A 26,656-nucleotide genomic window follows, 5' to 3' on the forward strand; every position below is an offset into this window, starting at 1 on the left:
TTCAATGGCAGTAGAAAGAATATATGAACCATATCACCATGTAGAAGCGCAACCGCAAAGAAGACCTCAACCTCAAACGAGACCACAAACACAAACGCGTCAATCTCAAGTTAAAAAAACGGTCGTCGTTGGTTTGACAAGGTTTGAGAAAATGTTATACATATCGTTGATAACTATCATTGCCGTAATCAGTATCTATATGCTATCGTTAAAAATGGATGCATATGATACGAATGGAAAGATAGCAGATTTAAATCAAAAAATTGAAAAACAAACAAGTCAAAATAGCGCATTAGAAGCAGAAACAAAACAAAACGCATCATATAAGCGCATCTATGATAAAGCCCAACAACAGGGTATGAGTCTAAAGAATGACAATGTAAAGGTAGTGCGTAAAAATGCCGAAACGCAAAATTAAGATTAAAAAAAATAAACTAGGAGCAGTCCTCCTTATTAGCTTTTTTGGACTGCTCTTTTTTCTATTGGTTTTGAGATATAGTTTCGTAATGTTAACAGGCCACTCCTCAGGTGAGGATTTAATTGTTAAAGCCAATCATAAATATTTAGCTAAACTCGAAGAACATGCAGAGCGTGGCAAAATCTTTGATCGAAATGGAAAGGTTTTGGCTGAAGATGTTGATCGTTTTCGATTAGCAGCTGTCTTAGATCCTAAAGCGAGTAAAGATTCCAAAAAGCCACGACACGTTAAAGATAAGAAAGAAACAGCGAAAAAATTAGCGAGAGTTATTGATATGTCTGAAAAAGACATTGAAAAAAGACTAGATAATAAAAAAGCTTTCCAAGTAGAGTTTGGAAAAGCGGGTAAAGGTTTAACATACCAAGACAAAGAGAAGATAGAAAAAATGAATTTGCCAGGAATAACCTTATACCCAGAAGTGCAGCGATTTTATCCTAACGGTAATTTTGCGTCACATTTAATTGGTTTGGCGCAAAAAGATCCGGATTCGGGTGAATTGAAAGGTGCGCTTGGTGTAGAAAAAATATTTGACAGTTATTTAACTGGAAAAAAAGGACATTCCTCTTTTACTACTGATATTTGGGGATATATTACTCCGAATTCTAAAAATGAAGTAGCACCTGAACGTGGAGACGATGTTCATTTAACCATTGACTCAAACATTCAAGTTTTTGTTGAGGAAGCGTTAGACAACATGGTTAAACGTTATGAACCTAAAGATTTATTTGCGGTAGTCATGGATGCTAAAACTGGTGAAGTTTTAGCGTTTAGCCAACGCCCAACTTTCAACCCAGAAACAGGCGAAGGTTTCGGGAAAAAATGGGCGAATGATTTGTATCAAAATACTTATGAACCAGGTTCAACGTTTAAGAGTTACGGATTAGCCGCAGCGATTCAAGAGGGTGAATTTGATCCTAAAAAGAAATATGAATCTGGCTATAGAGATATTCAAGGCTCTCGCATTTACGACTGGAATAAAAAAGGTTGGGGAGAAATTAACATGGGTCTTGGTTTCACGTATTCTTCCAACACTTTAATGATGAAACTTCAAGATTTAGTCGGTGCAGACAAAATGAAAACTTGGTATGAAAAATTTGGATTTGGTGAGAAAACTGGCAGTTTGTTTGATGGTGAAGCAAGCGGACATATTGCTTGGGATAATGAACTGATGCAAAAAACGTCTGCATTTGGACAGTCTACAACAGTGACACCAGCTCAAATGCTTCAAGCGCAGTCGGCCTTTTTCAATAAAGGGACAATGTTGCAACCTTATTTCATTCAGTCAATTATGAATCCCGTCGAGGATAAAACATTTTATAAAGGTGAACGCAAGGAAGCTGGAAAACCGATTACGAATGAGACTGCTGAAAAAGTGAAAAAACAACTTGATGAAGTTGTAAATAGTGAAAAAAGTAATGCTAAAAATTACCGCGTTGACGGTTATCGCATCGGTGGTAAAACGGGTACTGCACAAGTTGCTGACGAAAAAAATGGGGGATACGTTAAAGGTGCAAATCCGTATTTTGTGAGTTTTATCGGCCATGCGCCAAGTAAAGATCCTAGAATTGTTGTGTATGCGGGTATGAGTCTTGCCCAAAAACGCGACCAAGAAGCATATGAAATGGGTGTGAGCCGAGCGTTTGTACCAATCATGCAAAATACATTGCAATATTTAAATGTGGGTAACGAAGAAGTGAAAAATAATGGTAAACTGAATGAAGTACCTGACGTCACGAACCAATCTTTACAAAAAGCTGAAGATACGCTTAAAGGGAAATCATTTAACCCTGTCATCATAGGTAATGGCGAAAAAGTTGTAAATCAAAGTCCAGATCGCAATGTGAAGTTACTACCGAACAGTAACGTACTCGTAATGACAGATGGCGATCTAACAATGCCAGATATGACAGGATGGACGAGAGATGATTTAATAGCCTTTGAATCTCTAACCGGTATTAAAGTGAAAGTTACAGGAAGTGGTTTTGTGAAATCACAATCCATCTCACCACATGCTGCTATCAATAAAAAGCAACAAATTGAAGTAGAATTAAAATCGCAATAGTTTTGTACGCGTATCGAACATGACGCGCATAAACAATTGTAGATAACATGTAAACACTTGGGGGTGGAGCAACGAGTTCAAATGAGAGTTTGACTTCTGTTTCACCTCCAATTATATATTATTAATTAAATTAATCATGTTTGAATAAAAAGGAGAACGACTATGAGTTTTTTGATCGCAATTATCGCTTTTATCATTACGGCCGTCCTCGTGCCTGTATTGATTCCGACATTAAAAAGAATGAAATTTGGGCAAAGCATTCGTGAGGAAGGGCCCGAAAGCCATATGAAAAAAAACGGAACACCAACTATGGGTGGACTTACTTTTCTAATTAGCGCCATTGTCACAACTTTAATTGCAAGTTTTTTTGTGGATACCGCTAGCCCATTATTATTACTCGTATTTGTTACGTTAGGATTCGGTTTAATTGGTTTTATAGATGATTATATTATTGTTGTAAAGAAAAATAACCAAGGATTGACAAGCAAACAAAAGTTTTTAGCACAAATTGTTATCGCTGTAGTTTTCTTTATTGTTGCTAAAGGAATGAATGCCTTCGACTTTTCAACAAGTATTAACTTACCGTTTACGGATATCTCAATTCCTTTATCGTTTGCATATGTGATCTTTATCATTTTTTGGCAAGTTGGTTTTTCAAATGCAGTTAACTTAACAGATGGATTAGATGGACTTGCAACAGGTTTATCAATCATCGGTTTTTCAATGTATGCCGTGATGAGTTTTATTTTGGCACAACCTGCGATAGGTTTATTTTGTGTGATTATGGTTGCCGCTTTAGCAGGATTTTTACCGTATAATATTAACCCAGCTAAAGTATTCATGGGAGATACAGGTAGTTTAGCGTTAGGTGGTATTTTTGCGACCATCTCAATTATGTTAAACCAAGAATTGTCACTATTATTTATCGGTCTAGTTTTCGTCCTTGAAACACTATCCGTGATGATTCAAGTTACTTCGTACAAATTAACAGGTAAACGCGTATTCAAAATGAGTCCACTTCACCATCATTTTGAGCTTGTTGGCTGGAGTGAATGGAAAGTAGTAGGTGTATTTTGGACAGTCGGTTTAATTTCTGGCCTTATCGGCTTATGGATAGGAGTGAGCTAATTGTTAAACTATACAGGTTTAAAAGGGAAAAAAGTACTCGTCATTGGGTTAGCAAAAAGTGGGTATGAGTGTGCGAAGTTGTTACACCTACTTGGAGCAGACGTTACTGTTAATGATGGTAAAGATTTATCGCACGATGCTCACGCGCATGATTTGGAGACTATGGGCATTAAAGTGGTAAGTGGCGCACATCCGCTTGCGTTGTTAGATGAATCTCCAATCATATTTAAAAATCCTGGTATTCCATATTCTATTTCTATTTTAGAAGAGGCAGAAAAACGTGGCTTGAAAATATTAACTGAAGTTGAATTAAGCTATTTAATTTCTGAAGCACCTATTATTGGTATTACTGGGACGAATGGCAAAACTACGGTGACATCTTTGATAGGAGACATGTTTAGCAAAAGTCGCGAAACAGGTCACCTTGCTGGTAATATTGGATATGTAGCATCAAAAGTGGCACAAGATGTGCGTGCAGATGAATATTTAGTGACTGAGTTATCCTCATTTCAACTTTTAGGCATTGAAAAGTACCGTCCACATATAGCAATCATAACGAATATCTATTCTGCACACCTAGATTATCATGGTGACTTAGAAAATTATCAAAACGCTAAAAAGCGTATATTTGAAAATCAAACAGAGCGCGACTACTTGATTTTTAATTATCATCAAAGACATTTAATTGATACGTCTAAAGTGAAATCAAAAATTATTTACTTTTCCACACAACAACCAGTAGATGGTATATATGTGGAGAATAACTACATCGTGTACAAAGGGATAAACCTTATACATTTAGATGACATTGTTTTGCCGGGTGAACACAACTTAGAAAATATTTTAGCAGCAATGATGGCTGCGATATTAGCTGGTATTTCAATTACCGCAATCATCCAATCTTTAACGACGTTTTCAGGTATTGAACATCGTCTTCAATACATTGGCAACAATAAGACAAACAAATATTACAATGACTCAAAAGCGACCAATACATTAGCGACACAGTTTGCATTGAATTCATTTAAACAACCTATCATTTGGTTGTGTGGTGGTCTTGACAGAGGTAATCAATTTGATGAGCTCATTCCTTATATGACAAATGTGCGTGTTATGATTACATTTGGAGAGACGCAAAACAAATTTGTGAAGTTAGGTGAAAGCCAAGGCAAGTATGTGTTAACTGCAAAAGATGTTGCAGAAGCTGTCGATTTAGTTCAAGGCATTATTGAGCCTAATGATGTTGTATTGCTTTCACCAGCGTGTGCAAGTTGGGATCAATATGACACATTTGAGCAACGTGGTGAAGTGTTTATCAATGCTTTCCGTAAACATTTACCATCACATTAAAGGGTGTGACATGAATGAGTGAACCGGTTAGAAAAATAGATAACGAATATATTAAAGAAAAGCGACGTAAACAATTAAAAAAAAGACGCCGATTTCAACGTAATTTAGTATTAGGTTTAGTAATTATCGTCTTTTGTATTGTGTTATTTATGTTTACACCGATAAGTAAGGTACATGATGCAGAAGTAAATGGCACGCATTTTGTACCTAAAAATGATGTAAAAAAAGAGTTGCAAATCAATCATCAACCTCGTGTGTATGCATATGATTCAAAAGCAGCTATTGAACGGTTAGAAAAAAATCCACTTATTAAATCTATTGAAATTCACAAAGCATTTCCTAACACCATCATTGTAGATGTCAAAGAGCATGATATCGTTGGCATTACACAAGAAAAAGACAAAGTAGTACCTATTATTGAGACCGGAAAAGTGATTAAAGATTTTAAAGGTACCGTCCCAAATGAAGTGCCATTTTTAAATGGATTTAAAGGGTCAGAAAAACGAAAAATGGTTGAAGCATTGCAAAAAATGGATCAAACGACACGCGCTCAAATTTCAGAAATCAATTTTGCACCTGAAAAAGATCAACCGAATCTTATTAGACTCTATATGAGAGATGGTATTGAAGTTTTAGGTAAAACGACGACAATAGCTAAAAAACTATCTTATTATCCTAGTATGTCACAAGCACTTGAAAAGGATGACACAGGTAAGTTAAAAAAATCAGGATATATCGATTTGTCTGTTGGCGCGACGTTTATCCCCTATGAAAATGAGAAACAGGGGGACAACGGTTCGGCAAGTTCACAAGAGCTTCAATCTGGTACTGCGACTGAAGATAAAGCAAAAGATGATTTACAAAAAGCATTAAATAAAATTAAAGAGAACGAAAAAGAATAAAAAGTCAAAAAAGTTTTAAAATCAACGTGTTTATAGTTCACATTGAAAGTGTGTTATTGTAAACTGTTTATAGTGTGAATAAGAATTATGTCAGGAGGTGCCTATCTATGGAAGAGCATTATTATGTGAGCGTAGATATAGGCTCATCAAGCGTTAAGGTAATCGTTGGTGAAAAATTTCATAATGGTATTAATGTGATAGGTACAGGGCAAACCTATACTAGTGGCATTAAAAATGGATTAATAGATGATTTTGATATTGCAAAACAAGCTATTAAAGATACGATTAAAAAGGCATCCATTGCGTCAGGTGTAGATATTAAAGAAGTCTTCCTTAAATTACCGATTGTGGGTACAGAGGTTTTTGATGAATCTAACGCGTTAGAGTTTCACGAAGATACAGAAATCAAAGGGACACATATTGAAAATGTTTTAGAAGGCATCCGTGAGAAAAATGTTGAACCCAACACTGAAGTCATTAACACATTCCCTTTAAAATTCGTTGTTGATGGAAACAATGAAGTGACAGACCCTAAAGAACTTGTTGCAAGACATTCATTAGAAGTAGATGCAGGAGTTATTGCCGTTCCACAAACATTGTTAATCAATATGATTAAATGTGTAGAAGCAAGCGGTGTAGATGTGTTAGATGTCTACTCAGATGCATATAACTATCGCTCTATTTTATCGGCTACGGAAAGAGAATTAGGTGCGTGTGTCATTGACATCGGTGAAGATTTAACACAAATTGCGTTTTATGAACGTGGAGAACTTGTAGATGCTGATGTTGTGACAATGGCTGGTAGACATATCACCGAAGACATTCAACAATTTTTAAATACTACATACGACACTGCTGAAAAAATCAAACAACAATATGGACATGCATTTTATGATTCAGCTTCTGATCAAGATGTGTTTACAGTAGAACAACTTGACAGTGAGACACCAGCACAGTTTACTCAAAAAGAACTCGCAGATGTCATTGAAGCACGTGTAGAAGATATTTTCTTTGAAGTGTTTGATGTATTGCAAGAACTACAACTTACAAAAGTAAATGGTGGTTTTGTGGTAACAGGTGGTTCAGCAAACTTATTAGGTGTTAAAGAATTATTAACAGATATGGTGAGTGAAAAAGTACGTATTCATACCCCTTCACAAATGGGAATTCGCAAACCAGAATTTTCTTCAGCAATTTCCACAATTTCTAGTAGTATTGCTTTTGATGAATTATTGGATTATGTTACAATTAGTAATCATGATGACGAGGAAATTGAAGAAGAAGTTATCGTAGATGAAACACCACGACACGAATCTCGAATGGGTGGTTTTGATGGCTTCTTTAAAAAGAAAAACAAGAAACACTCGGACGACAGAATGGAAACAGAACGAACAAATCATGATGCAGGTTATCATGACAATGAAAGATATGAAAAATATGATGATTATGAACTTGAAACTGAACGAGATGGAAGACATGCAAATGGTGAACCACATCAACAAGAAGAAAGTAAGTTCAAAAAAATTATGAGATCATTATTTGAGTAATTGGCTACAAAGATTAGGAGGAATTGTAAATGTTAGAATTTGAACAAGGATTTAATCATTTGGCGACACTTAAAGTCATCGGTGTCGGTGGTGGCGGTAATAATGCCGTTAACCGAATGATAGATCACGGAATGAATAATGTTGAATTTATTGCAATCAATACAGATGGACAAGCTTTAAACTTATCTAAAGCGGAATCAAAAATTCAAATTGGTGAAAAATTAACGCGTGGTTTAGGTGCGGGTGCTAACCCTGAAATCGGTAAAAAAGCTGCTGAAGAATCACGTGAACAAATTGAAGATGCAATTCAAGGTGCAGACATGGTATTCGTTACTGCTGGTATGGGTGGCGGTACTGGTACAGGTGCAGCACCAGTTGTAGCCAAAATTGCTAAAGAAATGGGTGCACTTACTGTTGGTGTTGTAACACGACCTTTTAGTTTTGAAGGACGTAAACGTCAAACTCAAGCTGCTGCAGGTGTAGAATCTATGAAAGCTGCAGTGGATACATTAATCGTTATCCCTAACGATCGCTTACTTGATATCGTAGACAAATCAACACCTATGATGGAAGCATTTAAGGAAGCTGACAATGTTTTACGTCAAGGTGTTCAAGGTATTTCAGATTTAATTGCTGTATCAGGTGAAGTAAACTTAGACTTTGCTGACGTTAAAACAATTATGTCGAACCAAGGTTCAGCATTAATGGGTATTGGTGTATCTTCAGGCGAAAATAGAGCGGTTGAAGCAGCGAAAAAAGCAATTTCTTCACCATTACTTGAAACGTCAATTGTGGGTGCACAAGGTGTGCTTATGAATATCACAGGTGGCGAATCATTATCATTATTTGAAGCGCAAGAAGCTGCTGATATCGTACAAGATGCGGCAGATGAAGATGTTAACATGATTTTCGGTACTGTAATTAATCCTGAATTACAAGATGAAATTGTGGTTACAGTCATCGCTACTGGTTTTGAAGATAAACCATCTTCACAAGCGCGTAAGCAACAAAGTACTACTGGATTTGGAAGCAGTGCACAAAGTACACCAAGCAGAGAATCAAACTTTGGTGGTACCCACGCTTCATCACACGACGACAGAGAATTAGAAAATGGTCGTAGTCATAGTACGAATGATGATGATATTCCAAGCTTTATTCGTAATAGAGAAGAGCGCCGTTCAAGAAGAACACGTCGTTAATCCACTACCAATATCATCATAAGAAGATATGACATATAAGAGCATGAGTTGTATTGATGACGTTTAATATATACATGCTCACATAGTAGATAGATGATTGCTAGGGCAAAGGTGACTATTTCATTGTCCTAGCTTTTTATATTTTTATTGCAGTGTGTTCAATCAAGGGGGCGTATCGTATGAAAGCATTTATTCCTGCAGGTCATTATTTAAATTATGCACCTAGCCAAGAGCACGGTGTGTGCATTGGCATGACGACACGTCAAGGTGGTTTAAGTCCATTTCCGTCTCAGGCATTTAACATGGCGCGTTATATTAATGATGATCCGAAACACATTTCTGAACATCAACGTATACTTGCAAATGAAATTGGTTTTCCAACGTCCCAATGGGTGTTCCCAATTCAAACCCATGAAGCGAAAGTAGTCGAAGTGACAGCCAAAGATTGTGGCGCGAATATTTCTGAACTTGATGATACATGCTTTTACGGTGTGGATGGTTTATATACGTATGAAAAAGACGTACTCCTAACGATGTGCTACGCTGATTGTGTACCTGTTTATTTTTATAGTCCTAAACATCACTTTATCGGACTTGCACATGCAGGTTGGCGTGGTACAGTGGGATGTATCGTGCATCATATATTAGATGCGTTTCCATATGTTTATGAAGATTTATATATAGTGATGGGGCCATCGACTTCAAATAGTTATGAAATTAATGATGATATTTTACGTCAATTTGAACAATTACCTATTGATATAACGCAATATGTCGAGCATCGTGGTGCCGATAGACATGGTATCGATTTAAAATTAGCAAATCAATTATTATGTGAGCAACGCGGTGTACCTCGAGAGAACATTTATCGCACAACCCATGCCACTTCTGAAAATTTAGAGTTATTTTTCTCATATCGAATCGAGAAAGGGAATACTGGTCGCATGTTAGCTTTTATAGGACAACATTGAGCTGTATTGAGGAAAGGACGAAAACAATGTCAGTTGTAGAAAATTATGATTATATTCAATCAAAAATAAAAAAACATCTTGCTAAAGTTGGTTTGAAGTCGATGCCTCGCGTGATTGCAGTTACAAAATATGTTACAATAGAGCGAGCTAAAGAGGCCTATGATGCTGGTATTCGAGATTTTGGTGAAAATAGAATTGAAGGGTTTTTAGATAAAAAAGCGGCTTTACCAAATGATGTGACGATGCATTTTATTGGATCATTGCAATCACGAAAAGTAAAAGAAGTCATTAATGAGATTGATTATTTACATGCATTGGATCGTGATAGTTTAGCCAAAGAAATCAGCAAACGCGCAACACACACTATTAAATGTTTTGTGCAAGTAAACGTCGCGGGTGAAGCTTCTAAACACGGCCTATCATTAGATCAGGTTGTGCCTTTTATCCAAAATCTTTCAAAATATGAGCACATTGAAGTTGTAGGTCTTATGACAATGGCACCATATATTGATGATGAAGATCAATTGAAAGACATATTTACACAATTAAAATCAAAACGTGATGATATTCAAGCTTTAAAATTAAATTACGCTCCATGTACTGAATTATCAATGGGGATGAGTAACGATTACGCCATTGCCACTGAAGCAGGTGCAACATATGTGCGTATCGGAACAAGCTTAGTAGGAAAAGAGGAGTGAGAGTATTGGCTATTAAAGATTTATTCAATGGCTTTTTCACGATCGAGGAAGAAGAAGACGACTTTATCGAAGAAGAAGAACGCCGTGAACGCGCACGTGAACGAGAACTAGAAAAACAAAGAGAAGTTGATACAAATCAAGGATCAGCTTCAAATCAACGCTATACATCATCGACACATGCAACAGAACGACCAAGAACATTACAATCCGTACCTAAAAAACAGTCATCCAGAATTAAATCTATGCATAATGAACGTAAATATCAAGTTGCGAAAGACCCTGCGACGCAACAAGGGAATGTGGTAAGTATGACACAAACATCAGATTCATTTTCAAATGGTAGCTCTAAAATGTGCTTATTTGAGCCACGCGTGTTTTCTGACACACAAGATATTGCTGATGAATTGAAAAATCGCCGTGCAACGTTAGTCAATTTGCAGCAAATTGATGCTGTATCTGCAAAACGTATCATCGACTTCTTAAGTGGTACAGTATATGCGATAGGTGGCGATATCCAACGCGTAGGCGCTGATATTTTCCTATGTACACCAGACAACGTAGAAGTAGCTGGTAGTATTTCTGAGCACATTGATGCCATTGAAAATCAATATGAATAAGGGAGACATCCATGAGCATACACACATTACAAACCATATTCGAATTTTTAATATTTGTAGTTAGAATCTATTCCTATGGAATGATTGTTTATATTTTCATGTCATGGTTACCTGGTGCACGAGAAAGTGTAGTGGGCCAATTCATGGCTAAAATCTATGAGCCGTATTTAGAGCCATTTAGACGTATCATTCCACCATTAGGGATGATTGATTTATCACCAATCGTCGCGTTTATTGTGCTTAATTTATTCCAAAGAGGTCTTTTTGAGATTTATCGTTTAATTGTGACATACTTATTCTAATTAAAACTATATTTAAGATAAATGTCGTAATTTGCGAACGCTTATTATGAACCTATAAATCAACGCAAAGGGGTAAGGACATCCAAACTGTCCCACCCCTTTTTTTAACTATCACAAGTTCAAAAAGGAGCATCGGTGCTATGGACCTTTATCAACATTTCAGAGCTGAAGAACGTCAAACGATAGATATGTTGACAGATAAAGCGAGACAAGCGGATATGCAGTATAGTCCAATATTAACTGCTTTTTTAGATCCACGTGATCAATATATATTAAAGGTCATTGTAGGGAGTTTCCCATCATTGACTTGTTATTTTTTCGGTGGTCCTCATAGTGAACGTCAGCGCGCGATTATCGCTCCTGACTACTATGAACCCGAGCCTGATGATTTTGAAGTAAGTTTAATCGACATCGACTATCCGGAAAAATTTGTGACACTTCAACATCAACACGTGTTAGGGACGCTAATGTCATTAGGGATTGAACGTGACCAAATTGGTGACATATTAGTAGGAGAGCGAATACAGTTCGTTTTGACAAATCAAATTAAATCTTATATTATGATGGAATTAACACAAATAAAAGGTGCTGCAGTTAAACTTAATGTTGTATCAATTGAAAATATGATAAAATCTAAAGAGCAATGGCAAACACACCAAACGATTGTAAGTGGGATGCGTTTAGATGTGGTGTTGAAAGACATGATACGTAAATCACGAACGATTTCTCAAACACTCATTCAACGTAAACGTGTCAAAGTCAATCATACCCTTATCGAAGCCGTAGATTTTCAACTGGAGGAAGGCGATTTACTATCCATCCAAGGTTATGGTAGGGCGAAAGTGATACACATTGGTGAGCGCACGAAAAAAGATAAATTAAGATTAACCTATCAAACGTTATTTAAATAGTGTATGATAAAGGAGGAAATGACATGGCTTTTACCCCAAGTGAAATTAAAAATAAATCTTTTACACGTATCAAAAATGGTTTTGAACCGACAGAAGTTGAACAATATTTGGAACAATTAAGTACTGAAATTGAACGTTTAAAAGAAGATAAAAAACAACTTGAAAAAGTTTTAGAAGAAAGAGATGCACATATCCAATCTTTTAAAGATGTTGAAAAATCGGTAGGAGAAGCGATTGTAAGTGCACAACGCGCTGCGGATGAAACAAAAGCTGCAGCACAAAAAGAACATGATGCAATCGTTCAAAAAGCACATGCTGAAGCCAATCGTATAGTCAATGATGGTATTGAAAAAGCACGTCGCTTATCATTCCAAACTGAAGATATGAAGCGTCAGTCTAAAATTTTCCGTTCACGTTTCAGAATGCTTGTTGAAGCGCAACTCGATTTACTTAAAAGCGATGACTGGGAGTATTTACTTAACTATGATCTTGACGCACAACAAGTGACTGAAGAAAACTTCCACCATTTACATCAGCAAGACATTACTGCACAAGAGCAACAACAAGCACAAGCAAAACCTGAAGCACAACAATCTACTGAAAATAAAAAACAAAATGATGGAGACGCGCAAGAGAAGTAAGTTTTACCACAGCGAGTTAGGATTGGTGAGAGCCTAACGTAGACCCTTTTCTTGTATCACTCACATTGTTGATGAATATATTTATTATAAGAGAACTCTAAGCTGAGTTAATGAGGGTGGTACCGCGGCATAAGTCGTCCCTTTAATTGAGCTTAGAGTTCTTTTTATATTTAAAGGAGTGTATGAATGATGGATTATAAAGAGACGTTGTTAATGCCTAAAACGAAATTTCCTATGCGTGGGGGATTACCAAATAAAGAACCGCAAATCCAAGCAGAATGGGAAGAAAAACAACTTTATGACAAAATGTTAAAGAAAAATGAGGGGAATACACCTTTCATTTTGCATGATGGACCACCATATGCAAATGGTAATTTACATATGGGACATGCGTTAAATAAAATTTTAAAAGATTTTATTGTACGTTACAAAACGATGCAAGGGTTTTATACACCTTTTGTTCCAGGTTGGGATACTCATGGTTTACCAATCGAACAAGCCTTAACGAAAAAAGGTGTCAAACGTAAAGAAATGTCTACAGCAGACTTCAGAAAAAAATGTGAAGCATTTGCATTAGAACAAATCGAATTGCAGAAAAAAGACTTTAAACGTCTAGGTGTGAATGGTGACTTTAATAATCCATATATTACACTTAAACCTGAATATGAAGCTGCTCAAATTCGTTTGTTTGGTGAAATGGCTGACAGAGGATTAATTTATAAAGGTAAAAAACCGGTATATTGGTCGCCATCAAGTGAGTCATCATTAGCTGAAGCTGAAATTGAATATCACGATAAACGTTCAGCGTCTATTTATGTTGCTTTTGAAGTTAAAGATGCAAAAGGCACTGTAGATGAAGATGCCAAGTTTATTATTTGGACAACGACGCCTTGGACTTTACCTGCCAATGTTGCAATTTCTGTACATCCAGAATTGACTTATGTACAAATGAATGTCGATGGTGAAAAATATGTCATTGCAGAAGCATTAGTCGACAACGTTGCAGAAGCATTAGAATGGAATAAAGAAACGGTTGTTCGTGAAAAAGAATTTAAAGGTTCTGAGCTAGAGTACGTTGAAACAGCACATCCATTTATTGACCGCGTGTCACTTGTTATCAATGGTACACATGTTACGACAGACGCTGGTACAGGTTGTGTCCATACAGCACCTGGTCATGGTGAAGATGACTATATCGTAGGTCAGAAATATGGTTTGGATGTGATTAGTCCAGTTGATGATAAAGGTGTGTTTACTGAAGAAGCAGGTCAATTTGCGGGCATGTTCTATGATAAAGCAAATAAAGACATTACAGAATTGTTAACTGAAAAAGGTGCATTACTCAAATTAAACTTCATTACACATAGTTACCCGCATGATTGGCGTACGAAAAAACCTGTTATTTTCCGTGCAACACCACAATGGTTTGCCTCAATTTCAAAAGTACGTGAAGATATTTTAGATGCAATAGATCACACAATGTTTAAAGTAGATTGGGGTAAGACGCGTATTTACAACATGATTCGTGACCGTGGTGAATGGGTCATTTCGCGTCAACGTGTTTGGGGCGTTCCGCTTCCAGTTTTCTATGCTGAAAATGGTGACACGATTATGACTAAAGAGACAGTAAATCATGTTGCAGATTTATTTGAAAAACACGGCTCTAATATTTGGTTTGAGCGTGATGCAAAAGACTTATTACCAGAAGGGTTTACTCATGAAGGTAGTCCAAATGGTGTATTCACGAAAGAAGAAGACATTATGGACGTGTGGTTTGACTCTGGTTCATCACATCGTGGTGTGTTAGAAGGACGCCCTGAGTTAAGTTATCCAGCAGATATGTATTTAGAAGGTAGTGACCAATATCGTGGTTGGTTTAACTCTTCAATTACGACTTCTGTAGCAACACGAGGTATTTCACCTTATAAGATGTTGTTATCTCACGGTTTTGTTATGGACGGTGAAGGTAAAAAAATGAGTAAATCTTTAGGTAATGTCATCGTTCCAGATACCATTGTTAAACAAAAAGGTGCTGACATAGCACGTTTATGGGTATCATCTGTGGATTATTTAGCAGACGTACGTATTTCTGAAGAGATTTTAAAACAAGTGGCTGATGTATATCGTAAAATTCGTAACACGTTACGCTTCTTACTTGGTAATGTGAGTGATTACAATCCAAATACAGATAGCATTTCAGAAGACCGTTTATTAGAAGTTGATCGTTACGTATTACATCGTTTTAGAGAATTTAAAAACAGCACGTTAGATCATTTTGATCACTTTGATTATCTTGATATCTATCAAGAAGTTCAAAACTTCATCAATGTAGAACTTAGTAACTTCTATTTAGATTATGGTAAAGATATTTTATATATCGAAGCTAAAGATGCGCATAAACGCCGTAGTATGCAAACGGTACTTTATGAAATCTTGATTGATTTAACGAAACTATTAGCACCAATCATTCCACATACTGCTGATGAAGTATGGTCTTATATTGAACAGCAACCAGAAGAAAGTGTTCATTTATCAAATTTACCTGAGCGTCAAGATGTTGATCGTGAATTAATCGAAAAATGGACGACATTTATGAGTTTACGTGATGATGTTAACCGTGCATTAGAACAAGCACGTAATGAAAAAATCATCGGTAAATCATTACAAGCGAAAGTGAAGATTGGAAATAGTACTTCATTTGACACAACGTCATTCTTAAGTCAATTTGAAGATTTACATCAACTCTTTATTGTGTCACAAGTAGAAGTTGTTGAGTCACCGAATGGTCAAGATTACCAATATGCGAACATCGCGATTGAACATGCTGAAGGAGAGCAATGTGCGCGTTGTTGGAACTATTCAAATGATTTAGGATCAGTAGGTGAAATGACTGCATTATGTCCGCGCTGTCAAGAAGTTGTTAAAACATTAAAATAATACATGCGTGAGATATAAACCTATACTTTCAATGTTAATAAAATTTAGTTTGGTGTTTTGCCTCCAAGTTCATCTCGCTATGAATTTGGGGGCTTTATTTCATTCCACACTGTATTCAAAAAAGTGCTTATTTTAATATGTATTGACATCTAAATGATTAATATGAGTGCGTTTATGTCATCATCATTGCCAATTGGCTTAACAAAAGAGGTTATGCCTAGTGATATGAAAGCGGTGATACAATGCGGTTGATATACGTGTGCTTTTATGTAAAAAGAAACGTAAATACACTTTAGAATTATGTCTACATAAAATTTAAGGTAAAATTAATGTAATATAATATATTATTTAGTATTTTTAGTCTCTATTTGTGTTACGCTTTTATCGTTAATCAACGTCAACTATCAAAATCTTTAAATAAGGGTTTTATATTAAGGGAGTGACACAATGGGGAAATATTTTATTTGCGGACTGATATTTGCTATGGTCGTATTTTTAGCGGAAACGGTGAAACACTTAACATTTAATCAAATTTATTATGGTAATATGTTAGGATTTTCAAATTTTCTAGACGTTTTAGTTACAACAGTTTTAGGTTATGCATTTGGAGTATTAATGGCAATGTTATTATATATTAAAAAATCGAGAAGATAATGGTAAGTGTGTTTATAAATGCAATCATATTCAAGAATAAGTGATTACAATTAAAGTATATGATTGGAAATGACATTTTCATGGTATAATGATGGAATGTAAGTAGAAAGGATTTTAAACGATGAAGAAAAAATACTTTTTAGGTTTATCCATCTTCACAGTAATTATAGTCTTAATTGCTGACCAATTGACGAAATGGCTCATAGTCGCACAAATGACAGTTGGGGAATCGTTTACTGTTATACCAAATGTTTTAGCGATAACATCACATCGCAACAATGGTGCTGCTTGGGGTATTCTAAGTGGCCATATGCCATTTTTCTATATCATAACGGTCGTTATTTTAATCGCACTCATTTATTTCTATGTTAAAGAAGCGCAAGGTCACTTACTCATGCAATTTTCAATTAGTTTATTAATTGCTGGAGCTTTAGGAAATTTTATAGATCGTGTATTGAATGGTGAAGTTGTAGATTTTATCGATACGAAGATTTTTGGATATGATTTTCCGATTTTTAATATTGCAGATTCGAGCTTAACAATCGGCGTTATTTTACTAATTATCGTGTTGGTATTTTCGACACAACGTGAAAAAGGATAGGTGAGTACCATGCAAAAACATGAATTTAAAATTGAAGATGCATCTTTAGCGTTACAACGTATTGATAAAGTATTACCTCAATTCAATCAAGAGTGGTCTCGCAGTCAAATTCAGGATTGGATTAAGGAAGGTCAAGTTAAGGTAAACGATAAAGTTGTAAAATCAAATTATAAAGTGAAATTGAATGATAGCATTGAAGTGACAGAAGCAGAACTCATTGAAGCGGATATTAAACCAGAAAATTTAAATTTAGACATTTATTATGAAGATGAAGATGTCGCGATTGTATACAAACCCAAAGGCATGGTTGTGCATCCATCTGCGGGTCATTACTCCGGTACTTTAGTCAACGGATTAATGTATCAAATAAAAGATTTATCTGGAATTAATGGCGAAATTCGCCCGGGCATTGTGCATCGTATCGATAAGGATACGTCAGGATTATTAATGGTTGCAAAAAATGACGTGGCACACCGTCACCTTGTTGAGCAATTAATGGCGAAAACCGTGACGCGAAAATATACCGCACTTGTTCATGGTCACATCCCACATGAATTCGGTACTATCGAGGCTCCCATTGGTCGTAATCAGAATGATCGTCAATCCATGGATGTGGTTGATAATGGTAAAGAAGCCATTACGCATTTTAATGTGATCGAAAACTTTAAAAATTATACACTGGTAGAATGTCAGCTTGAAACTGGACGCACACACCAAATTCGTGTGCACATGAAATACATTGGTTTTCCACTTGTAGGGGATCCAAAGTATGGACCGAAAAAAACACGAGATATTGGTGGACAAGCGTTGCATGCTGGGTTAATTGGATTTACACATCCACGTACAGGTGAATATATTGAACGTAGTGCTCCGCTTCCTGAAGCGTTTGAAGCACTTATAGAAGCAATACGTCAAGAAGATGTAACTTAAAACGTAAAATGTTACGATTCTCACTTTGACAATTGCGTCTAAAAACGTTATGATGGTTTACAGTAAATAAATGAAGTCTTTAAATATGAGTCCCGTGAGGCTTGAAAGACATGAAACGTATACATTAATGTAGGCGCGTTTTGTTTTGTTCTGTGAAGCAAAATAAAATGAGTCGTTACTTTAACATATTCACTCATGTCTTATTACAGACATGAGTTTTTTTATGTCTCAATCATAGCTCATTAATATGAAATCAAATCAATCATGCCTTTCGAAAGGAATGTGAACTATGGCAGAACGTATTATTTTAGATGAATCAGCAATTAACCGTACATTGACACGCATTGCACATGAAATTCTGGAATATAATAAGGGTTCTGAAAATTTGGCTTTGTTAGGGATTAAGACACGTGGTGAATTTTTGGCAAAGCGTATCCAACAAAAGATACAACAAATAGAAAATGTTTCTGTACCAACGGGAACAATTGACATTACCCAATTTCGTGATGATGTCGAAATGCGCGATGTGGCGTTAGCGCAATCTTTCGACATAGATATAGATTTAAATGATCGCATCGTCATTATTGTTGACGATGTACTGTACACTGGACGCACAGTACGTGCATCATTAGATGCTATTTTATTACATCGACGTCCCAAAAAAATAGGTCTCGCAACACTCGTGGATCGTGGTCACCGAGAGTTACCCATCCGCGCAGATTTTGTAGGTAAAAATATACCGACATCACATGAAGAATCTGTTGAAGTGTTCTTGTCCGAAGTAGATGATCGTAACGCCGTCATAATTCAATAACCACCTTTTAATTCAGTACGAGAGACTGACAAAGGTACCCTCAAAATGATTCATAGGATGCATGTAGCTACACCTTCATCGGCATCACTATATCATTTTGATTACCCATGTCTCTTAACTGAATAAAGTTAAGAGATTTTTTTATAAAAGGAGATATCAAAATGCAAAATGAAGAAATGTTTAAACGTACAGTACAACCCGTTTTAGATGTACATGAAAAACCAAAACCAGCACAATGGGCTTTTTTAAGCATACAGCATTTATTTGCGATGTTTGGTGCGACAGTACTCGTTCCTTTCTTAACAGGGCTACCAGTATCCTCGGCGTTACTCGCATCGGGGGTGGGAACGCTCCTTTATATCTTAATTACTAAAGGGAAAATACCCGCGTATTTAGGATCAAGCTTTGCCTTTATCACACCCATCATTACTGGTTTGAGTACAAATAGTTTAGGCGATATGTTAGTTGCTTTATTTATGAGTGGGGTCATGTATGTCATTATCGGTATTGCTATTAAATTAAGCGGTACGAACTGGCTCATGAACATCTTACCACCTGTCGTTGTCGGTCCTGTCATTATGGTTATTGGATTAAGTCTTGCACCTACTGCAGTGAATATGGCAATGTTTGAAAACTCAGGGGATATGAAAGGATATAACTTAACGTATGTCGCTGTAGCAGCAATTACATTATTTGTCACATTGATTGTACAAGGCTTTGCAAAAGGATTTTTCTCACTTATCCCGGTGCTTATCGGTATCATTGTTGGCTACATTGCAGCAATTATTTTCGGCATAGTGGATTTTAGCAAAGTTCAAGACGCAGCATGGTTACAATTTCCGGATATTTACATACCGTTTGCAGATTATCAACCTTCTATACACCTCGGTTTAATAGCAGTGATGTTACCCATTGTATTCGTCACTGTAAGTGAGCATATTGGGCATCAAATGGTGATTAACAAAATAGTAGGTCGTAATTTCTTTGAAGATCCAGGTTTACATCGGTCAATCATCGGTGACGGGGCGTCCACAATGTTTTCGAGCATCATTGGTGGACCACCAAGTACGACGTATGGTGAAAACATTGGGGTACTAGCAATTACAAAAATCTATAGCATTTATGTAATCGCAGGGGCTGCTGTGATTGCCATCATGCTTGGATTTGTTGGAAAATTTACAGCATTGATTTCATCTATCCCAACACCTGTTATGGGTGGTGTATCCATTCTGCTTTTCGGAACAATTGCAGCGAGTGGCTTACGAATGATTGTTGAAAGTCAGGTGGATTTTGCGCAAAACCGAAATTTAGTCATTGCGTCAGTCATTTTAGTGATTGGTATTGGTAATATGATGCTTAACTTATCAGATTTAGGTGTTAAGTTGACAATCGAAGGTATGGCATTATCAGCAACAGCAGGAATCGTTTTAAATCTCTTACTACCAAAACGTTAGACACATTCAAAGGAGGACATATGATGCAACATTTAGTTTCAATGGAAAAGTTATCAACTGAAGACATTAAACACCTTATAGAAGTCGCTTCACAATATAAACATGGAGAAGTCAGACCAAGTTTAAAAGGGAAATATATTGCTAATTTGTTTTTCGAGAATTCAACACGTACAAAATGCAGTTTTGAAATGGCAGAACATCGACTAGAGATGAAACAAATCAATTTTGAAATAGCGACGTCATCTGTGCAAAAAGGAGAATCCCTATATGATACATGTCGAACGTTACAAAGTATAGGGTGTGACGCGCTCGTTATCCGTCATCATGAGAACAACTATTATGACGAATTGTTACATATGGGTATACCGATTATTAACGCTGGTGATGGTAGTGGACAACATCCGACGCAAAGCTTACTGGATTTAATGACGATTTACGAAGCGTTTGGACGTTTTGAAGCGCTTAATATCGTCATTTGTGGTGACATTAAAAACTCACGGGTTGCACGTAGTAATTATCAAAGTTTAACAGCTTTAGGTGCAAATGTTGTGTTTTCAAGTCCTGACATTTGGCAAGATGAGACGATGGGAGGAACGTATGTAGATTTAGATGATGTGATTGATAAGGTCGATATTGTCATGTTGCTCCGTGTACAACATGAACGTCATGATGAAGGCGACATCACGTTTGATGCAAAAGCATATCACGCGCAATACGGGTTAAATGAAGCACGGTACAACAGGTTAAAAGAGGATGCTATTATAATGCATCCCGCGCCAGTTAATCGCAATGTAGAGATTGCTGATGCGTTAGTAGAAGCGCCAAAGTCTAGAATTTTTAAGCAAATGCAAAACGGTGTGTATTTAAGAATGGCAGTATTAACGGAAACGATTCGATAAGGGAGAGATTGAAATGATCTTAATTCAAAATGCAAAGATGTTAGAAGCAGGGACATTAAAACGTGTAGATGTGTTAGTTGAAGCAGGAAAAATTAAAGCCATCGCAGATAAAATTGAACCTCAAGCTGAAATGGACCAGATTGACGCTCAGGGGCATTTCTTATCAGCTGGTTTTATTGATGTGCATGTGCATTTAAGAGAGCCAGGTGGTGAGCATAAAGAAACAATTGAGACAGGCACACTTGCTGCAGCGCGTGGCGGATTTACGACAATTTGTCCTATGCCAAACACAAAACCTGTTCCAGATTCAGTAGAACATATGCAAAGGTTACATCACTTAATTGATGAAAATGCCCACGTACGTGTGTTACCTTATGCGGCCATTACAGAGCGTCAGGCAGGTAAAACGCATGTTGATTTTAAGGCGTTAGCCAATGAAGGGACATTTGCATTTACAGATGATGGTGTCGGTGTTCAAGAAGCGGCTAAAATGTATGAAGCGATGCAACAAGCAAAAGCTGTGAATAAAGCCATTGTCGCACATTGTGAAGATAATAGTTTGATTTATGGTGGCGCGATGCATGAGGGTGAACGTAGTAAAGCATTGGGTATTCCTGGAATTCCTAGCATTTGTGAGGCAGTACAAATTGCACGTGATGTACTCTTAAGTGAAGCAACAGGTTGCCATTATCACGTCTGTCACGTATCAACTAAAGAAAGTGTACGTGTGATACGCGATGCCAAAAAAGCAGGTATACCAGTGACAGCTGAAGTTACACCACATCATTTATTATTATCAGAAGACGATGTGCCTGGAGATAACGCCATTTATAAAATGAATCCGCCTCTAAGAAGTACCGAAGATCGCCAAGCACTGATTGATGGTTTATTAGATGGCACAATTGACATCATTGCGACTGATCATGCACCGCATGCTGCTGATGAAAAAGATCAACCGATGACGCGTGCACCTTTTGGAATTGTAGGAAGTGAAACGGCTTTCCCACTTTTATATACACACTTTGTTAAAACAGGGAAATGGTCATTACAACAATTAGTAGACTATATCACAATTAAACCTGCTAAATTATTTGACTTACCGTTTGGCAAACTTGAAGAAGGCGCGCCTGCAGACTTAACACTCATTGATTTAGATGTAGCATATGACATTAAAGCGGAAGACTTTTTATCTAAATCTTCTAACACACCATTTTTAGGAGAGCGTGTGTATGGTAAAACTTTATTCACGATGGTTGATGGAGAGATTCGTTATAAGGGGGGAAAATAATGTTTGAGAAACGTTATCTGGTACTTGAAGATGGAACGGTATATACAGGTTTTAAATTAGGTTCTGATGCATTAACAAGAGGGGAAATTGTTTTCAATACAGCGATGACAGGCTATCAAGAAACGATTTCTGATCCTTCTTATACAGGTCAAATCATAACATTTACGTATCCATTAATTGGAAATTACGGGATTAATCGTGAGGATTTTGAATCGTTAGTACCGACACTTAATGGTGTTGTAGTTAAAGAAGCATGTTCAACACCTAGTAATTTCCGTGCTCAAAAATCTTTAGATGAAGTATTAAAAACATTTAATATTCCAGGAATCAGCGGTGTAGATACACGCAGTATTACGAAAAAAATTCGTCAACATGGTGTATTTAAAGCTGCATTTGTTGATCATAAAAATGACATAGATACGACGATACAAATATTAAAAACAATTGAATTTCCACGAACTGAAGTGCCAACAGTTTCAACGAAAACACCATATGTCTCTACGGGATTCAACTTACATGTTGTCCTTGTAGACTTTGGTAAAAAACAAAATATTGTGCGTGAACTCAATGCTCGCGGATGTGAAGTCACAGTTGTCCCTTATGATACAAGTGCAGAAGCGATTTTAAACATGTCTCCTGATGGTGTCATGTTATCAAATGGGCCTGGAGATCCTGAAGATGTACACGTTGCGATTGAGATGATTCAAGGCATACTAGGGAAAATTCCATTTTTTGGCATTTGCTTAGGACATCAACTGTTTGCACTCTCTCAAGGTGCAACATCTTTCAAAATGAAATTTGGACATCGTGGTGCCAATCATCCTGTTAAAGATTTACGCACTGGAAAAATCGCGTTGACGAGTCAAAACCATGGTTATGCGATTGATGCTGCATCGATTAAAGCTACCGATTTAGAAGTGACCCATATTGCGCTAAATGATGGTACTGTGGAAGGATTACGTCATAAGACAGCGCCAGCATTTTCAGTGCAGTACCATCCTGAAGCATGTCCAGGTCCTACAGATTCTAACTATTTATTTGATCAATTTATCACGTTAATGCTAGACCATCAAAAAGAAGGGGTGCGTTCATAATGCCAAAAAGAAATGATATTCAATCCATCTTAGTCATTGGTTCAGGACCAATCATTATTGGGCAAGCAGCAGAATTTGATTATGCCGGAACTCAGGCGTGTCTGGCTCTAAAAGAAGAGGGGTACCGTGTTATTTTAGTCAATTCGAATCCAGCGACGATTATGACTGATAAAGAAATTGCCGATAAAGTTTATATTGAACCACTTACGCATGATTTTATCGCACGTATCATTCGTAAAGAACAACCTGACGCATTATTGCCAACTTTAGGTGGACAAACAGGTTTGAATATGGCGATTGAACTTCACAATAGTGGCGTACTCGCTTCCAATAATGTGAAGTTACTTGGGACAGAACTCGATTCAATAGAACGCGCTGAAGACCGTGAACGTTTTCGTACTTTAATGAATGAATTAGATGTTCCTGTACCTGAAAGTGATATTGTCAATACGTTAGAACAAGCCTTTCAATTTAAGGAGCAAGTAGGTTATCCATTAATCGTAAGACCAGCTTTTACGATGGGCGGTACAGGTGGTGGTATTTGCCACAATGATGATGAGCTCAAAGAAGTTGTGTCTAACGGATTAAAGTACAGTCCGGCTACACAATGTTTAATTGAAAAATCAATAGCTGGTTATAAAGAGATTGAGTATGAAGTGATGCGCGATAAAAATGATAATGCGATTGTCGTTTGTAATATGGAAAACATTGATCCTGTAGGTATCCATACTGGGGATTCAGTTGTCGTAGCACCGAGTCAAACATTATCCGATGTCGAATATCAAATGTTGCGTGACGTCTCGTTAAAAGTCATCCGTGCTTTAGGTATTGAAGGTGGATGTAATGTCCAACTTGCGCTAGATCCTCACTCAATGAAATACTACATCATTGAAGTGAACCCACGCGTGTCACGTTCATCGGCATTGGCGTCAAAAGCAACGGGTTATCCTATAGCTAAATTGGCTGCCAAAATTGCGATTGGTCTAACTTTAGATGAAATGAAAAACCCTGTTACTGGCACATCGTATGCTGCATTTGAACCTGCTTTGGACTATGTTGTTTCTAAAATTCCGCGATTTCCGTTTGATAAATTTGAGAAAGGTGAACGCGAATTAGGTACGCAAATGAAAGCAACTGGTGAAGTGATGTCGATTGGTCGTACGTATGAAGAATCATTGCTTAAAGCAATTCGCTCTTTGGAGTATGGCGTACACCATTTAGGGTTGCCAAATGGAGAATCCTTTGACTTAGATTACATTAAAGCGCGCATTAAAGCACAAGATGACGAACGTTTATTCTTTATCGGTGAAGCAATTCGACGTGGGACTTCTTTAGAAGAGATTCATGAGATGACAAAAATCGACTACTTCTTCTTAAATAAATTTAAAAACATTATCGACATGGAACACGCATTAAAAGCAAATAAAGGGGATATTGATTACCTGAAATTTGCGAAACGCTTCGGATTTAGCGATCGTGTGATTGCGCATCGTTTTGAAATGACAGAGCAAGAAATTTATCAATTAAGACAACAACACAACATCTACCCAGTATACAAAATGGTAGATACGTGTGCAGCTGAATTTGAATCTGCAACACCTTACTTTTATGGCACATATGAAGAGGAAAATGAGTCTATCGTCAGCGATAAAGAAAAAATTATCGTCTTAGGCTCAGGTCCAATTCGGATTGGGCAAGGGGTTGAATTTGATTATGCGACGGTTCATGCCGTATGGGCGATTCAAAATGCAGGTTACGAAGCAATCATTGTCAATAACAACCCTGAAACCGTATCAACTGACTTCTCTATCTCAGATAAATTGTATTTTGAACCACTCACTGAAGAAGATGTGATGAACATCATTAACCTAGAACAGCCTAAAGGGGTCGTTGTTCAATTTGGTGGACAAACTGCGATTAATCTTGCAGATAAACTTGTTAAACATGGTGTTCACATCCTAGGAACGACGCTTGAAGATTTAAACCGTGCGGAAGACCGAAAAGAATTTGAGGCATTATTAAATCAAATTAATGTCCCTCAACCTAAAGGAAAAACAGCAACATCAGCAACAGAAGCACTGGATAATGCACGAGACATCGGTTATCCCGTTGTTGTACGCCCATCCTATGTCTTAGGGGGACGTGCGATGGAAATTGTATATAATGACGCTGAGCTTGAAAATTATATGAATGAAGCGGTTAAAGCAAGTCCAGAACATCCAGTATTAGTCGATCGTTATCTCACTGGTAAAGAAATCGAAGTCGATGCGATTTGTGATGGTGAAACGGTGATTATTCCTGGCATCATGGAACATATCGAACGAGCAGGGGTACATTCAGGAGATTCAATCGCAGTGTATCCACCACAAACATTAAGCCAAGAAGACATCGACACTTTAGAAGCATACACAGTTAAGCTTGCGAAAGGCTTAAATGTTATCGGGTTGATTAATATCCAGTTCGTGTTAGCACATGATGGGGTATACGTGTTAGAAGTTAACCCACGTTCGAGTCGTACGGTACCATTTTTAAGTAAAATAACAGAAATACAGATGGCGCAACTTGCCATGCGTGCAATTATGGGAGAAAAATTAACAGACATGGGCTTTAAGCAAGGGATTCAACCATATAAAGAAGGCGTATTTGTGAAAGCACCGGTGTTTAGTTTTAACAAATTAAAAAATGTTGATATTACACTTGGACCTGAAATGAAATCAACAGGTGAAGTCATGGGACGTGACCTTACATTAGAAAAGGCACTATTCAAAGGATTAACAGCAGCTGGGATGGAAGTCAAAGATTATGGAACGGTTTTAATAACTGTGAGTGATAAAGATAAACAAGAGATGGTCAAAATCGCAACACGTTTAAATGAAGTAGGTTACAAAATCATTGCGACGAAGGGGTCAGCTCAAATACTAGCTGACCATGGTATTCAAGTGGAAACGGTAGGTAAAATAGGCGGTCATGACGATTTACTTCACAAGATTCAAGATGGCGACGTACAACTTGTCATTAATACAATGACGAAAGGTAAAACGATAGAGCGTGATGGATTCCAAATTAGACGCACATCTGTTGAAAATGGGGTGCCATGTTTAACATCTTTAGACACAGCAAATGCATTAACAAACGTGATTGAAAGTATGACATTTTCAATGCGAAACATGTAGGGG

General features: G+C 37.0%; 23 protein-coding genes. All 23 read left to right on the top strand.

Translation table 11 applies throughout. The features are described 5' to 3' along the window. Positions 1–4: 4 nt before the first annotated feature. Positions 5–418 carry a cell division protein FtsL gene (ftsL, locus tag GJE18_RS04095; RefSeq protein WP_103346123.1) on the top strand — a complete coding sequence of 138 codons (414 nt, stop codon included), beginning with the start codon at positions 5–7 and terminating at the stop codon, positions 416–418. Then, a complete protein-coding gene (locus GJE18_RS04100) occupies positions 399–2,540 on the top strand; it encodes a penicillin-binding protein (RefSeq protein ID WP_060550851.1) in 2,142 nt (713 codons plus the stop codon). The genes ftsL and GJE18_RS04100 overlap by 20 nt, the downstream gene beginning before the upstream one ends. Before the next feature lie 162 nt (positions 2,541–2,702). Further along, complete coding sequence (mraY, locus tag GJE18_RS04105; protein WP_060550852.1) at positions 2,703–3,668, top strand: phospho-N-acetylmuramoyl-pentapeptide-transferase; 966 nt, start codon at positions 2,703–2,705, stop codon at positions 3,666–3,668. Continuing rightward, on the top strand, positions 3,669–5,018 hold the full coding sequence (murD, locus tag GJE18_RS04110; RefSeq protein WP_060550853.1) for a UDP-N-acetylmuramoyl-L-alanine--D-glutamate ligase: 1,350 nt from the start codon (positions 3,669–3,671) through the stop codon (positions 5,016–5,018). A 14-nt stretch (positions 5,019–5,032) separates the two neighbouring features. Next, positions 5,033–5,920, top strand: a complete 888-nt coding sequence (locus GJE18_RS04115; protein ID WP_107368875.1) for a cell division protein FtsQ/DivIB — start codon at positions 5,033–5,035, stop codon at positions 5,918–5,920. Positions 5,921–6,027: 107 nt separating this feature from the next. Then, positions 6,028–7,467, top strand: coding sequence for a cell division protein FtsA (ftsA, locus tag GJE18_RS04120; protein WP_060550855.1), 1,440 nt, complete (start codon positions 6,028–6,030; stop codon positions 7,465–7,467). 29 nt (positions 7,468–7,496) lie between these two features. Further along, positions 7,497–8,666, top strand: a complete 1,170-nt coding sequence (gene ftsZ, locus GJE18_RS04125; RefSeq protein ID WP_037564821.1) for a cell division protein FtsZ — start codon at positions 7,497–7,499, stop codon at positions 8,664–8,666. 179 nt (positions 8,667–8,845) lie between these two features. Further along, positions 8,846–9,637 carry a peptidoglycan editing factor PgeF gene (pgeF, locus tag GJE18_RS04130; protein WP_060550856.1) on the top strand — a complete coding sequence of 264 codons (792 nt, stop codon included), beginning with the start codon at positions 8,846–8,848 and terminating at the stop codon, positions 9,635–9,637. A 26-nt stretch (positions 9,638–9,663) separates the two neighbouring features. Then, a complete protein-coding gene (locus GJE18_RS04135) occupies positions 9,664–10,338 on the top strand; it encodes a YggS family pyridoxal phosphate-dependent enzyme (RefSeq protein WP_037564817.1) in 675 nt (224 codons plus the stop codon). 5 nt (positions 10,339–10,343) lie between these two features. Further along, entirely contained in the window at positions 10,344–10,955 is a 612-nt protein-coding gene (locus GJE18_RS12160; RefSeq protein WP_085622292.1) for a cell division protein SepF, read from the top strand. Between the two features lie 11 nt (positions 10,956–10,966). Next, positions 10,967–11,257 (top strand): YggT family protein, encoded by a 291-nt coding sequence (locus GJE18_RS04145; protein WP_060550858.1) that lies wholly within the window; start codon positions 10,967–10,969, stop codon positions 11,255–11,257. A gap of 140 nt (positions 11,258–11,397) precedes the next feature. Further along, positions 11,398–12,168 carry a YlmH family RNA-binding protein gene (locus tag GJE18_RS04150; RefSeq protein WP_060550859.1) on the top strand — a complete coding sequence of 257 codons (771 nt, stop codon included), beginning with the start codon at positions 11,398–11,400 and terminating at the stop codon, positions 12,166–12,168. Positions 12,169–12,191: 23 nt separating this feature from the next. Continuing rightward, positions 12,192–12,809: a DivIVA domain-containing protein gene (locus tag GJE18_RS04155; RefSeq protein WP_060550860.1), complete on the top strand. Its 618-nt coding sequence runs from the start codon at positions 12,192–12,194 to the stop codon at positions 12,807–12,809. A 189-nt stretch (positions 12,810–12,998) separates the two neighbouring features. After that, complete coding sequence (gene ileS / locus GJE18_RS04160) at positions 12,999–15,746, top strand: isoleucine--tRNA ligase (RefSeq protein WP_103346129.1); 2,748 nt, start codon at positions 12,999–13,001, stop codon at positions 15,744–15,746. Positions 15,747–16,193: 447 nt separating this feature from the next. Then, on the top strand, positions 16,194–16,400 hold the full coding sequence (locus GJE18_RS04165; protein WP_037564806.1) for a hypothetical protein: 207 nt from the start codon (positions 16,194–16,196) through the stop codon (positions 16,398–16,400). Positions 16,401–16,521: 121 nt separating this feature from the next. Then, complete coding sequence (lspA, locus tag GJE18_RS04170; protein ID WP_037564804.1) at positions 16,522–17,001, top strand: signal peptidase II; 480 nt, start codon at positions 16,522–16,524, stop codon at positions 16,999–17,001. Positions 17,002–17,010: 9 nt separating this feature from the next. Then, positions 17,011–17,931 (top strand): RluA family pseudouridine synthase, encoded by a 921-nt coding sequence (locus tag GJE18_RS04175; protein ID WP_060550861.1) that lies wholly within the window; start codon positions 17,011–17,013, stop codon positions 17,929–17,931. A gap of 289 nt (positions 17,932–18,220) precedes the next feature. Continuing rightward, positions 18,221–18,745, top strand: a complete 525-nt coding sequence (gene pyrR, locus GJE18_RS04180; RefSeq protein ID WP_037564802.1) for a bifunctional pyr operon transcriptional regulator/uracil phosphoribosyltransferase PyrR — start codon at positions 18,221–18,223, stop codon at positions 18,743–18,745. A 161-nt stretch (positions 18,746–18,906) separates the two neighbouring features. Further along, entirely contained in the window at positions 18,907–20,199 is a 1,293-nt protein-coding gene (locus GJE18_RS04185; protein ID WP_107368518.1) for a uracil-xanthine permease family protein, read from the top strand. Between the two features lie 23 nt (positions 20,200–20,222). Beyond that, the gene (locus GJE18_RS04190; RefSeq protein WP_060550863.1) at positions 20,223–21,098 is read left to right on the top strand and encodes an aspartate carbamoyltransferase catalytic subunit; all 876 of its coding nucleotides are present in this window, start codon (positions 20,223–20,225) and stop codon (positions 21,096–21,098) included. Positions 21,099–21,111: 13 nt separating this feature from the next. Next, positions 21,112–22,386, top strand: a complete 1,275-nt coding sequence (locus GJE18_RS04195) for a dihydroorotase (protein ID WP_107368517.1) — start codon at positions 21,112–21,114, stop codon at positions 22,384–22,386. Continuing rightward, entirely contained in the window at positions 22,386–23,480 is a 1,095-nt protein-coding gene (locus tag GJE18_RS04200; protein WP_060550865.1) for a carbamoyl phosphate synthase small subunit, read from the top strand. Before GJE18_RS04195 ends, GJE18_RS04200 begins: the two co-directional genes overlap by 1 nt. Further along, complete coding sequence (gene carB, locus GJE18_RS04205; protein ID WP_107368516.1) at positions 23,480–26,653, top strand: carbamoyl-phosphate synthase large subunit; 3,174 nt, start codon at positions 23,480–23,482, stop codon at positions 26,651–26,653. Before GJE18_RS04200 ends, carB begins: the two co-directional genes overlap by 1 nt. Positions 26,654–26,656: the final 3 nt, after the last annotated feature.

It is taken from the genome of Staphylococcus agnetis (genome assembly GCF_011466855.1).
Lineage (GTDB): Bacteria > Bacillota > Bacilli > Staphylococcales > Staphylococcaceae > Staphylococcus > Staphylococcus agnetis.

Coding starts and splice junctions, on each gene's coding strand:
- GJE18_RS04165 (WP_037564806.1), top strand. CDS start 16,194: ATGGGGAAATATTTTATTTGCGGACTGATATTTGCTATGGTCGTATTT.
- mraY (WP_060550852.1), top strand. CDS start 2,703: ATGAGTTTTTTGATCGCAATTATCGCTTTTATCATTACGGCCGTCCTC.
- GJE18_RS04100 (WP_060550851.1), top strand. CDS start 399: ATGCCGAAACGCAAAATTAAGATTAAAAAAAATAAACTAGGAGCAGTC.
- GJE18_RS04175 (WP_060550861.1), top strand. CDS start 17,011: ATGCAAAAACATGAATTTAAAATTGAAGATGCATCTTTAGCGTTACAA.
- ileS (WP_103346129.1), top strand. CDS start 12,999: ATGGATTATAAAGAGACGTTGTTAATGCCTAAAACGAAATTTCCTATG.
- GJE18_RS04150 (WP_060550859.1), top strand. CDS start 11,398: ATGGACCTTTATCAACATTTCAGAGCTGAAGAACGTCAAACGATAGAT.
- pgeF (WP_060550856.1), top strand. CDS start 8,846: ATGAAAGCATTTATTCCTGCAGGTCATTATTTAAATTATGCACCTAGC.
- GJE18_RS04135 (WP_037564817.1), top strand. CDS start 9,664: ATGTCAGTTGTAGAAAATTATGATTATATTCAATCAAAAATAAAAAAA.
- GJE18_RS04195 (WP_107368517.1), top strand. CDS start 21,112: ATGATCTTAATTCAAAATGCAAAGATGTTAGAAGCAGGGACATTAAAA.
- GJE18_RS04200 (WP_060550865.1), top strand. CDS start 22,386: ATGTTTGAGAAACGTTATCTGGTACTTGAAGATGGAACGGTATATACA.
- GJE18_RS04115 (WP_107368875.1), top strand. CDS start 5,033: ATGAGTGAACCGGTTAGAAAAATAGATAACGAATATATTAAAGAAAAG.
- GJE18_RS04145 (WP_060550858.1), top strand. CDS start 10,967: ATGAGCATACACACATTACAAACCATATTCGAATTTTTAATATTTGTA.
- GJE18_RS04155 (WP_060550860.1), top strand. CDS start 12,192: ATGGCTTTTACCCCAAGTGAAATTAAAAATAAATCTTTTACACGTATC.
- carB (WP_107368516.1), top strand. CDS start 23,480: ATGCCAAAAAGAAATGATATTCAATCCATCTTAGTCATTGGTTCAGGA.
- ftsL (WP_103346123.1), top strand. CDS start 5: ATGGCAGTAGAAAGAATATATGAACCATATCACCATGTAGAAGCGCAA.
- pyrR (WP_037564802.1), top strand. CDS start 18,221: ATGGCAGAACGTATTATTTTAGATGAATCAGCAATTAACCGTACATTG.
- ftsA (WP_060550855.1), top strand. CDS start 6,028: ATGGAAGAGCATTATTATGTGAGCGTAGATATAGGCTCATCAAGCGTT.
- GJE18_RS04185 (WP_107368518.1), top strand. CDS start 18,907: ATGCAAAATGAAGAAATGTTTAAACGTACAGTACAACCCGTTTTAGAT.
- ftsZ (WP_037564821.1), top strand. CDS start 7,497: ATGTTAGAATTTGAACAAGGATTTAATCATTTGGCGACACTTAAAGTC.
- GJE18_RS04190 (WP_060550863.1), top strand. CDS start 20,223: ATGCAACATTTAGTTTCAATGGAAAAGTTATCAACTGAAGACATTAAA.
- lspA (WP_037564804.1), top strand. CDS start 16,522: ATGAAGAAAAAATACTTTTTAGGTTTATCCATCTTCACAGTAATTATA.